Source organism: Streptomyces sp. CoH27 (assembly GCF_020181035.1).
GTDB classification, from domain to species: domain Bacteria; phylum Actinomycetota; class Actinomycetes; order Streptomycetales; family Streptomycetaceae; genus Streptomyces; species Streptomyces camelliae.
Genome location: NZ_JAIQYY010000048.1, coordinates 20,083 through 30,185 on the forward strand (window position 1 = coordinate 20,083; position 10,103 = coordinate 30,185).

Below are 10,103 nucleotides of genomic sequence, written 5' to 3' on the forward strand. Positions count from 1 at the left end.
TCAAAGGTACTGCGCCCGGTGGCGCGCCCTGTGCCGAGGGGTGTGCCGGGGCTACGGTGGACCCGTGGCCGGTTAACTTCTGCGAAACAAACGGGTCACGCCCGAGAAATCACCCGTCCCTAGGGTCGAGACCAGCGTGTGCCACCGCACTGGCCGCACGAACGATCTACCACCCCGGCGAGGACGGTCGGGAGTAGGAGGAGCTGGATGTTCCAGAACGCCGACGAGGCCAAGAAGTTCATCGCGGACGAGGACGTCAAGTTCGTCGACGTCCGCTTCTGCGACCTGCCGGGCGTCATGCAGCACTTCACGGTGCCCGTCGAGGCGTTCGACCCCGACGAGGAGCTGGCCTTCGACGGATCGTCGATCCGTGGTTTCCAGGCCATCCACGAGTCCGACATGGCGCTGCGCGCCGACCTGTCCACGGCCCGGGTCGACCCCTTCCGCCGGGACAAGACGCTCAACATCAACTTCTTCATCCACGACCCGATCACGGGCGAGCAGTACTCCCGTGACCCGCGCAACGTGGCGAAGAAGGCGGAGGCGTACCTCGCGTCGACCGGTATCGCGGACACCGCGTACTTTGGTCCCGAGGCCGAGTTCTACGTCTTCGACAGCGTGCGTTTCGCCACCTCGGCGAACGAGTCCTTCTACCACATCGACTCCGAGGCGGGCGCCTGGAACACCGGTGCGCTGGAGGACAACCGCGGTTACAAGGTCCGCTACAAGGGCGGCTACTTCCCGGTCCCGCCGGTCGACCACTTCGCCGACCTGCGCGCCGAGATCTCCCTGGAGCTGGAGCGGTCCGGCCTGAAGGTCGAGCGCCAGCACCACGAGGTGGGCACCGCCGGCCAGGCCGAGATCAACTACAAGTTCAACACGCTGCTCGCCGCCGCCGACGACCTCCAGCTCTTCAAGTACATCGTGAAGAACGTGGCCTGGCGCAACGGCAAGACCGCGACCTTCATGCCGAAGCCGATCTTCGGTGACAACGGCTCGGGCATGCACGTGCACCAGTCGCTGTGGAGCAACGGCGACCCGCTGTTCTACGACGAGGCCGGTTACGCGGGCCTGTCGGACACCGCCCGCTTCTACATCGGCGGCATCCTCAAGCACGCCCCGTCGCTGCTGGCCTTCACCAACCCGACGGTGAACTCGTACCACCGTCTGGTGCCGGGCTTCGAGGCGCCGATCAACCTGGTGTACTCGCAGCGCAACCGCTCCGCGGCCATGCGTATCCCGATCACGGGCTCCAACCCGAAGGCCAAGCGCGTCGAGTTCCGCGCGCCCGACTCCTCCGGCAACCCGTACCTGGCCTTCTCGGCCCTGCTGCTCGCGGGCCTGGACGGCATCAAGAACAAGATCGAGCCGGCCGAGCCGATCGACAAGGACCTGTACGAGCTGGCTCCCGAGGAGCACGCGAACGTCGCCCAGGTCCCGACCTCGCTGAACGCCGTCCTCGACGCCCTTGAGGCCGACCACGAGTTCCTCCTCCAGGGCGACGTGTTCACGTCCGACCTGATCGAGACGTGGATCGACTTCAAGCGCACCAACGAGATCGCGCCGCTCCAGCTGCGTCCGCACCCGCACGAGTTCGAGCTGTACTTCGACGTGTGACAGACGCGACCGCACGACACAGGGAAACCCCTCGGCTCTCTCCACGGAAGGGAGAGGACCGGGGGGTTTCCCCATGTCCGGCCGCTTCCGCCGGGGCGGGGACGTCGCACTGACGGCGGTCCGGCAACCATTCCCGCTTCCCAGACTTCCTCCTTTCGGGGGATCATCCCTCCTGACCCTTGACGGACGAGAGAGGTTGAACGGGGATGACGGAACAGGGCGACTGGGAACGGGAGTTCGATCACCGGTGGGCCGAATCCGCCGCGCACAAGGAGCCCTCGGCGCGGGCCCGGATGCTGGCCGCGCGCTGGAGGGAGAATCCGCCGGACCCGGCGCCCTTCCGCGCCGACCCGGAACCGGTACGGCGCCGGGCAGGGTCCTGGGCATCCACCGCCGTGGTGGTCGGCTGTGTGGTCGCGGTGATGGTACTGATCGGATTCGTGCAGTTTCACTCTGCGCACTAGGGGCGGCGCTCACAGGTACGTTTTGCTGCCCCTAGGGCCGTTCGGAACCACTTCATGGGAATCGGCAGGTGCACACTGGACAGCGGGACGAGTGCCTGACTGCGGGGTGATGCAAAATGCGGAGCCGGTTCCGGAGCGATCGGCGGCTGACCGTGCGCATGGGACTCACGATGTTCCTGCTCGGTCTGCTCTACGTGGGCTTCGTCGCGGCGTTGATCGTGCTGCTGAGGTCCTGGCTGCTGGTCGTCGTCGTGGTCGGGGCGATGTTCGTGGCACAGTTCTGGTTCTCCGACAAGATCGCCATGTTCGCGATGCGCGGGCGGGTCGTGGAGCGCGAGGAGTATCCCGAGCTGCACGCGGTGGTGGACCGGCTGTGCGCGATCGCGGACATGCCCAAGCCGGTCGTCGCCGTGTCCGATCTGGACATGCCGAACGCGTTCGCGACCGGCCGGAACCCCGACCACGCGGTGATCTGCGTGACGACCGGGCTGCTGCGGCGGCTGGAGCCCGCCGAGCTGGAGGGCGTGCTGGCGCACGAACTGTCGCACGTGGCGCACAAGGACGTCGCGGTGATCACGATCGCGTCGTTCCTCGGGGTGCTGGCGGGCCTGATCGTCCGGTTCGCCTTCTACTCGGGCCTCTTCGGGGGGCGCCGGGACCAGAACACGGCCGCCGTCATGGGCGCCGTGCTGGCTGTCTCGGTGGCGGTGTACGCGATCAGCTTCCTGCTGATCCGGGCCCTGTCGCGGTACCGGGAGCTGGCGGCGGACCGCGCGGCCGCGCATCTCACCGGCCGCCCGTCGGCCCTCGCCTCGGCGCTCACCAAGGTCTCCGGGGACATCGCCCGGATCCCGACCAAGGATCTGCGCACGGCCCAGGCCTTCAACGCCTTCTTCTTCACCCCGGCGGAGGGCAAGGAGCCGGGCCTGGAGCGGTTCTTCTCCACCCACCCGACCCTGGAGCAGCGGCTGGAGCAGCTGGGCCGCATCTCGGCCGAGCTGGGCGAGGCCGCCACTCCGGGGAAGGCGAGCTGAATACATGGCACTGCGGAAGGCGGGCTGAGCCTTGGGGCTGCTGGACATCCTGCTGGGCCGTACGAAACCGGTCGCGCCCGATCTGGATCAGCTCTTCGCGCTGCCCTCGGCTGCCGTGACCCTTGAGGCCGCGGCCGGTTTCACCGCCACCGGGAGCGGGGCGGTGTGCTTCGCCACGGTGGAGGGGGCGGCGTTCGAGCAGACCCATCGGGAGGTGCAGGCGCTGCTGGACGCGGACACCGACCGCACGGGTCCCCCGGTGGAGCTGCACCGGGACACCTACGGCTACTCGTGGCTGGTGTCCCAGCGGACCCCGGACCAGCTGGTGGAGCTGGTCAATGATCTGCACGCGGTGAACAGCGCGATGGAGGTCAACGGGTTCGGCCCGCAGCTGCTGTGCTCGCTGGCCGCGTTCCAGGACGGCACCGGCCGCAAGCTGGCCCTGGTCTACCTCTACAAGCGCGGCACCTTCTATCCCTTCGCGCCCGTCCCCGGTGCGGGCGAGCGACGGGACAGCGCGCTGGAACTCCAGGTGAAGGCGGCCCTCGCGAACGACCTGCGCATCGAGCAGGACCTGAGCCGCTGGTTCCCGGTGTGGGGCGCCCCCGGACTGTGACCGGGGACGCCGTGGCTCACCTGTCTCACCTGCTCTTCTCCCGCTCCTGCCGACGGGCCTCGAAGGGACGCTCGCGGCGGTAGCGCCGCTCCCACTTGGCCTGCCGGTCCCGGCGCTCGCGGTAGGCGCGGTAGCTGTCGGGCGGGGTCGGGCCGCCCGTGCCCGTGGTGGTGGGTGGGGTACCGGGAGAGCCGCGTCCGTGCGTCGCGTACAGGTACAGCAGCGCGACGGCGGCGAGCCACCAGAGATGGTTTCCGAATCCGAGGATCACCAGGACGACGGTCCCGGACGCGACGATGCCACGCATGACGGACCTCCGTGGGGTGAGGGTGGCGGGGGTGGGGTGTGTCGGCTTTCGCGCCGTTTGTTCAGCGTAGGGAGCCCGCCGCAGGGGCCGCATCCCGTTTTCCGCCTGCCTCTCCGCCCGCCGTGAGTGAATGACCCCATGAGCGAACTCTCCGGTTTCACCTACGACTTCGACGGCGAACGGCTCAGCGGGGTGCGCGCCGGGGCGGCGGGGCGGGCCACGGTGGTGTTGCTGCACGGTGCGGGGAACGGCAGGAAGGAGCGACTGCTCCCGCTGCTCACCGAGTTCACCGCCCGCGGCTGTCACACCCTGGCGTTCGACTTCTCCGGCCACGGCGACAGCACCGGCGCGCTCGCGGAGTTGAGCCTGCGACGGCGGTACGAGCAGGCGGTGGCGGTGCTCGACGCCCACGCGCCTGCGGACGACCCGCTGGTTCTGGTCGGCTTCAGCATGAGCGGGCAGACGGTCGCCGATCTCGTACGGCACTACGGGCGCCGGGTGACCGCCGTAGGCCTGTGCTCGCCCGCCGTCTACGCGCCCGAGGCCTGGGAGGTGCCGTTCGGGGACGGCCGGGGCCGGTTCAGCGAGATCATCCGAACGGCGGACAGCTGGCGGAGGTCACCGGCCCTGGAGGCGTACCGGGCGTACGAGGGCCGGGCGGTGCTGGCGGTTCCGGGCACCGACGCGGTCATCCCGCCGGCCGTGACCGAGGCCGTGCAGGACGCGCTGTCGGCACGGGCCCGCTACTCCCGCTTCGAACTCCCCGACGCCGAGCACCGGCTGGGCCTGTGGTTCCACGAGCACGCCGAGGACCGGCGGGCGTTCGTGGAGTGTCTGCTGGCCGGGGTGGCCGAACCCGGTCCGCTGGAGGCGGCGCCGGCGTGACGGTGTGCCGGGTGCCCCGCCGGTTCGCGGGGCACCCGGTGTGCGGCCGTGTTCAGCGGCTGTAGCGCATGAACGCCCGGACCATGTGGCAGGTCGTGTCGGACGGCGAGCGCATGCCGATGTCCTCCGCCGTGGTGCGGATCGTGGCGTCGGAGGCCTGGGCCGGGAGGTAGACGCCCGAGTCGAGGAGGGCTATCGCGAGACGCATGGCCTTCAGCCGGCGGTTGTGGCTGACGTACCACTCGCGCGGCCGTCCGGCCGGCAGCGGGCGCTTCGTCACGGGCTCGTAGGGCGAGTCGAAGAGAACGGGATGCTGGGCGGTGGACTGGGTCGGGAACGGCTTCGGCTTCAGGGCGGCAGCGGGCACGGGCATCCTCCTGTCGCGGTCAGGGTGCCGGCCGGACAGCCCGGCGACACCCTCGAACACTGCTTCTATTCTACGACCCACCACTGACAAAAGCCCCTGGCCACAAGGGCTTTCGGGGCTCGCGTGACCTGGGGTGCGGGATGGTTTTCGCGTACCGTGTCCCGCATGGAAATCTGGATCAATCCGGCCTGCTCCAAGTGCCGCAGCGCCCTCAGCCTGCTCGACGCCGAGGGGGCCGAGTACACCGTCCGCCGCTATCTGGACGACGTGCCGAGCGCGGACGAGATCAGGACCGTACTCGACCGGCTGAACCTCGAACCGTGGGACATCACCCGCACCCAGGAGGCCGACGCCAAGGAGCTCGGGCTCAAGGAGTGGGCGCGGGACGCGAGCACGCGCGAGCGGTGGATCACCGCGCTCGCCGAGCACCCCAGGCTCATCCAGCGCCCGATCATCACCGCCGACGACGGCACGGCCCTGGTGGCCCGCACCGAGGAGGCCGTACGGGAGGCCCTCTCCCACAACAAGAGCTGAGCCGGTTCAACTCGCTTGTGACGCAGGTTACTTTCAGCAAGCGCTTCAACCACTGAGCAACCCTGTTCGATATCTCGTACCTAGCGACGTACGCTCCCCTACCTCTTCAGGAGGCGCGCATGTCGCGCAGGAGAACACTCGGTACGAAGAAGAAGCTCGCGCTGCTCGTCAGTGCCGCGGCGGTGGCGGGCGGCGGGGCCTTCGCCCTGGCCACCACCTCGAACGCCGCACAGCCGGCACAGCACGCCAAAACGCTGTCCGCCGGGAACTCGAACGTCTGCCAGGGGCTCGCCACCGCCCTCGGCAACAACCAGAAGTTCATCGCGGACCAGCAAGCCCACCCGGACGCCCAGTCGGCGGCCCGGATCGCCAACCGGCAGGCGGTCGTCCAGCAGATCGAGGTCCAGCAGAAGGCGGCCGGCTGCACCGTTGGGGAGTCGGCTCAGGGCTCCCAGACGGCACAGCAGGGCGCGGGTCACCAGGGCACGGGGCAGCAGGGCGCGGGGCAGCAGGCCGGTGGCGCCCAGCAGAGTGCGCAGCCCTCCCAGTCCGCCGCCGCGGGAAACGCCGGTGGTGGTGCCGCCGCGGCCTCCGGTCAGCAGGTCTGCAAGGGCTCCACCGTGACACTCTCCGGAGAAGGCGGTGCCCCGGCCGCTTCCAGTAACCAGTTCCCGGCGGGGACGACCCTGAAGGTGACCAACCTGGACAACAACAAGTCCACCACGGTGAAGGTCACCTCCGTCTCCGGCAGTTGCGTCCTGCTCAACAACGCGGCCTTCGAACAGGTCCGCGAGCCGGGCAAGTTCCTCATCCGCCACGCCGTGATCGAGAAGGTGGGGTGAGGCTCAGGAACCGTTCAGGAACGCGGTGAGACGGCCGGCCAGGGCGTCATCGGACGCGCACTGGGGCAGCGCGTGGTGTGAGACCCCCGGCAGGACGGCGGTCTCCACGTGCGGCAGCAGCGCGCGGGCCCGGCCGGCCACCCTCCGCGGCCCATGGACCCTGCTGTTCTCCCCCAGGATCAGCAGGACCGGCACCTCCAGGCCGCGCAGCGCGTCCGGCGCCGGGCGCGGGCCGGTCACCGGCCGGGGGGCGGGGAAGCCCGCGGCCGCCTCCTGGAGGGCGAGCCAGTCCGGGTCCAGCGGCACTCCCCCCGTCTCCCACTCCAGGAAGGCGCGGACTCGGCGGGGCGTGGGCCGCAGCAGCATCGGCAGGGCATGCAGCAGGTACGCCGCCTTGAATCCGGCGAAGCACCGGGTCGGGTCCAGGAGGAACAGGCGGCGCACCCGGCCCGGCGCCCGCAGCGCGTGGTGCAGGGCGATCCAGGCGCCGTAGGAGTGCCCGCCCACGTCGGCCGAAGCGGCACCCAGGCCGTCGAGGAGGGCGTCCAGCCAGGCGGCCAGGCCGGCGACCGTGCGGGGGTGGCGGTCGCCGGCCGGGGTGCTCCGGCCCGGCGCACCGATCAGGTCGGCGGCGTAGACGCGGCGGGTCCGCGCGAGGGCGGCGGCCTGGGCGTACCAGGAGGCCGAGGTGGCCCCGCCGCCGCCCGGCAGGAGGAGCAGCGGGGGCGCGTCGCGCGGGCCGCAGGCGTTGACGTGCGTGCCCCCGAAGGGCGTGGCGACGGTCAGCGCCTCCCGCTCGGCGGGCCACTTCGCCAGGACCTTCTCGTACGCGACGCGGAAGGCCCCGCTCTCGTATCCCATCACGCCACCGCCCCCTTATTATCTCGCCCAGCAAGACATTCGCTCAGCGAGATAATAACCTCGGAGGCCCGCGTGGAGCCCGAGATGGAGATCGTCCACCTCCTGCGTGCCGTCGCCGTGGAACTCGGCCTGCACAGCGCCCGGTTCGCGCAGCGGAACGGCATGCATCCCACCGACGTACGCGCCCTGATCGCACTCATGGACGCCCGGCGCGCGGGCGAGGAGCTGAGCGCCGGACGGCTCGGGGCCGTACTCGGGCTCAACTCGGCCGGAACCACGGCTCTGCTCGACCGGCTGGAGCGGGCCGGGCATGTGCGGCGGGTGCGCGGTGCGCGCGATCGGCGGAAGGTCGTCGTAGAGGTGACGGAGCGTGCCGTGGACCTCGGACAGGCCTCTTTCGGGCCGCTCATCGAGCGGTCGGTGGAGCTGCTTCGCGGATACGACGAGGACCAGCGGGCCGCGATCCGGACCTTCCTCGAAGGGGTCCGCGAGGCCGCGGCGGAGCAGGCCCATACCCCGCCGGAATCCTCCTCACAACGTGAGTCGTGACACAAAAGGACCAGGTAACACGGGGTTCACATACGAGCAATGGACGGGAAACCGCCTGTTGACAGGCTGCGCGCAGTTCGAGCGGCGCCCCAGTGCCGCAGCGCCGCAGCACCCGCAAGTGCGCCCAGACCCACCCCCTAAGGATGTGGCCCCGTGACCTTCAAGGCTGAGTACATCTGGATCGACGGCACCACGCCGACGGCCAAGCTCCGTTCCAAGACGAAGATCATCACGGGTACCCCGGCCGGTCTCGACGCGCTGCCGATCTGGGGCTTCGACGGCTCCTCCACCAACCAGGCCGAGGGCCACGCCTCGGACCGCGTGCTCAAGCCGGTGTTCACCTGCCCGGACCCGATCCGCGGCGGTGACGACGTCCTGGTGCTGTGCGAGGTCCTCGACATCGACATGACCCCGCACTCCTCCAACACCCGTGCCGCGCTGGTCGAGGTCGCCACGAAGTACGCCGCGCAGGAGCCGATCTTCGGCATCGAGCAGGAGTACACGTTCTTCGACGGCTCCCGCCCGCTCGGCTTCCCCGAGGGCGGCTTCCCGGCCCCGCAGGGCGGCTACTACTGCGGTGTCGGCGCCGACGAGATCTTCGGCCGCGAGATCGTCGAGGCCCACCTGGAGAACTGCCTGAAGGCCGGTCTCGGCATCTCCGGCATCAACGCCGAGGTCATGCCGGGCCAGTGGGAGTTCCAGGTCGGCCCGCTCTCCCCGCTGGAGGTCTCCGACCAGATGTGGGTGGCCCGCTGGCTGCTGTACCGCACCGCCGAGGACTTCAAGGTCTCCGCGACCCTCGACCCCAAGCCGGTCAAGGGCGACTGGAACGGCGCGGGCGCGCACACCAACTTCTCCACCAAGGCCATGCGCGAGGGCTACGACGCGATCATCACCGCGTGCGAGTCGCTCGGCGAGGGCTCCAAGCCGCTGGACCACGTCAAGAACTACGGCGCCGGCATCGACGAGCGCCTGACCGGCCTGCACGAGACCGCCCCGTGGGACAAGTACTCCTACGGCGTCTCCGACCGCGGTGCCTCGGTCCGTATCCCGTGGCAGGTCGAGAAGGACGGCAAGGGCTACATCGAGGACCGCCGTCCGAACGCCAACGTCGACCCGTACGTGGTGACCCGCCTGATCGTGGACACCTGCTGCTCCGCCCTGGAGAAGGCCGGCCAGGTCTGATCCGCCCGACTCCCGTGAGGGGCGCCCGCCGTCTTGGCGGGCGCCCCTCACACATATCGTGCGCTGTCATGGAGACCCCCTGGGCGGACCTCAGCCACGCGTACGGCCCGGCCGACGACATCCCCGGCCTGCTGCGCGCGATGGAGTCCGGCGGCGGCGCGAGCGGCGTGCACGGGGGCGCTCGGGCCTGCGGCCGGTACCGTCGGCGCCGAGGCTCTACGGGCGGCAGCGAGCGGAGGTGCTGGCTCCCCGGTGTCGAGGGTCGCTGGCGTACCACCGGTTGAATCCTCCCCTCCCTGAGGGAGGGGATTCCTGGCTCAGGCCGCCTCCTGGAGCAGCGCTCCACGAGGTCTTCCGCCATCGGCACCAGCCGGGTTGAGACCAGCCCGGACGAGCATCACGCGTGCGGAGTTCTTGTCCCTGGGGGACACCGTTCCGCACGTGGTGCAGGTGTAGGTGCGCTCCCCCAGCGGCAGTGCGTGCTTGGCTCTCGCATCGCAGTGCGCGCAGTCCATCGTGGTGTGCGCGGGGTGGACAAGGCGGATGTCCCGCCCGTGCTTGCGGCCCATCTCGATCAGAGCGGCCTTGGTGGCGCCGATGGCGGCGTCGGCGGCCTTACGGGCCATCGTGGTCCTGGCGAGGAACCTCGGACGGAAGTCCTCGACCGCGATGGCGTCGTGGTCACGGACGACTTTCTTGACCCATTTGCGGCCGGAGTCCTCACGCTGCCGAGCGACCTTCTTGTACGCCTTCGCCCGCAGTTGCTTCGCCGCGCGGTACCCCTTCGAGGCAGCCTGGCCCTTCTTCGGCTTGCGGCGGGCCATCATCCGGTCGTACCGGGT

14 protein-coding genes are annotated in these 10,103 nt (G+C 70.0%); 10 read left to right on the plus strand and 4 right to left on the minus strand.

The window, feature by feature from the left end:
* Positions 1–207: 207 nt before the first annotated feature.
* The 4 genes from glnA to LE548_RS41930 all read left to right on the plus strand — a co-directional run bounded on the left by glnA (position 208) and on the right by LE548_RS41930 (position 3,731).
* On the plus strand, positions 208–1,617 hold the full coding sequence (gene glnA, locus LE548_RS41915) for a type I glutamate--ammonia ligase (protein ID WP_225102308.1): 1,410 nt from the start codon (positions 208–210) through the stop codon (positions 1,615–1,617).
* 206 nt (positions 1,618–1,823) lie between these two features.
* Entirely contained in the window at positions 1,824–2,081 is a 258-nt protein-coding gene (locus LE548_RS41920) for a hypothetical protein (RefSeq protein WP_225102309.1), read from the plus strand.
* 116 nt (positions 2,082–2,197) lie between these two features.
* Positions 2,198–3,115, plus strand: a complete 918-nt coding sequence (htpX, locus tag LE548_RS41925) for a zinc metalloprotease HtpX (RefSeq protein WP_225102310.1) — start codon at positions 2,198–2,200, stop codon at positions 3,113–3,115.
* Between the two features lie 31 nt (positions 3,116–3,146).
* Positions 3,147–3,731, plus strand: coding sequence for a hypothetical protein (locus LE548_RS41930; protein ID WP_225102311.1), 585 nt, complete (start codon positions 3,147–3,149; stop codon positions 3,729–3,731).
* 25 nt (positions 3,732–3,756) lie between these two features.
* On the opposite strand, the gene LE548_RS41935 is transcribed toward LE548_RS41930, so the two are convergent.
* Positions 3,757–4,038 carry a hypothetical protein gene (locus tag LE548_RS41935; protein WP_225102312.1) on the minus strand — a complete coding sequence of 94 codons (282 nt, stop codon included), beginning with the start codon at positions 4,036–4,038 and terminating at the stop codon, positions 3,757–3,759.
* A gap of 138 nt (positions 4,039–4,176) precedes the next feature.
* Between LE548_RS41935 and LE548_RS41940 the strand changes: the two genes are divergently transcribed.
* Positions 4,177–4,923, plus strand: a complete 747-nt coding sequence (locus LE548_RS41940; RefSeq protein WP_225102313.1) for an alpha/beta hydrolase — start codon at positions 4,177–4,179, stop codon at positions 4,921–4,923.
* A gap of 52 nt (positions 4,924–4,975) precedes the next feature.
* On the opposite strand, the gene LE548_RS41945 is transcribed toward LE548_RS41940, so the two are convergent.
* Positions 4,976–5,290, minus strand: a complete 315-nt coding sequence (locus tag LE548_RS41945; protein ID WP_225102314.1) for a hypothetical protein — start codon at positions 5,288–5,290, stop codon at positions 4,976–4,978.
* A 165-nt stretch (positions 5,291–5,455) separates the two neighbouring features.
* On the opposite strand from LE548_RS41945, the gene LE548_RS41950 reads away from it, so the two are divergent.
* Entirely contained in the window at positions 5,456–5,824 is a 369-nt protein-coding gene (locus tag LE548_RS41950) for an arsenate reductase family protein (RefSeq protein ID WP_225102315.1), read from the plus strand.
* A gap of 119 nt (positions 5,825–5,943) precedes the next feature.
* Positions 5,944–6,666, plus strand: coding sequence for a septal ring lytic transglycosylase RlpA family protein (locus tag LE548_RS41955; RefSeq protein WP_225102316.1), 723 nt, complete (start codon positions 5,944–5,946; stop codon positions 6,664–6,666).
* A 3-nt stretch (positions 6,667–6,669) separates the two neighbouring features.
* On the opposite strand, the gene LE548_RS41960 is transcribed toward LE548_RS41955, so the two are convergent.
* Positions 6,670–7,527: an alpha/beta fold hydrolase gene (locus tag LE548_RS41960; protein ID WP_225102317.1), complete on the minus strand. Its 858-nt coding sequence runs from the start codon at positions 7,525–7,527 to the stop codon at positions 6,670–6,672.
* 84 nt (positions 7,528–7,611) lie between these two features.
* Between LE548_RS41960 and LE548_RS41965 the strand changes: the two genes are divergently transcribed.
* From LE548_RS41965 to LE548_RS41975, 3 genes are all read left to right on the plus strand, one after another.
* Entirely contained in the window at positions 7,612–8,076 is a 465-nt protein-coding gene (locus LE548_RS41965; protein WP_225102324.1) for a MarR family winged helix-turn-helix transcriptional regulator, read from the plus strand.
* A gap of 153 nt (positions 8,077–8,229) precedes the next feature.
* Positions 8,230–9,261: a glutamine synthetase gene (gene glnII / locus LE548_RS41970; protein ID WP_225102318.1), complete on the plus strand. Its 1,032-nt coding sequence runs from the start codon at positions 8,230–8,232 to the stop codon at positions 9,259–9,261.
* A gap of 68 nt (positions 9,262–9,329) precedes the next feature.
* A complete protein-coding gene (locus tag LE548_RS41975; RefSeq protein WP_225102319.1) occupies positions 9,330–9,545 on the plus strand; it encodes a hypothetical protein in 216 nt (71 codons plus the stop codon).
* A gap of 33 nt (positions 9,546–9,578) precedes the next feature.
* On the opposite strand, the gene LE548_RS41980 is transcribed toward LE548_RS41975, so the two are convergent.
* On the minus strand, positions 9,579–10,103 hold a 525-nt coding region (locus tag LE548_RS41980; protein ID WP_225102320.1), incomplete at its 5' end, for a zinc ribbon domain-containing protein.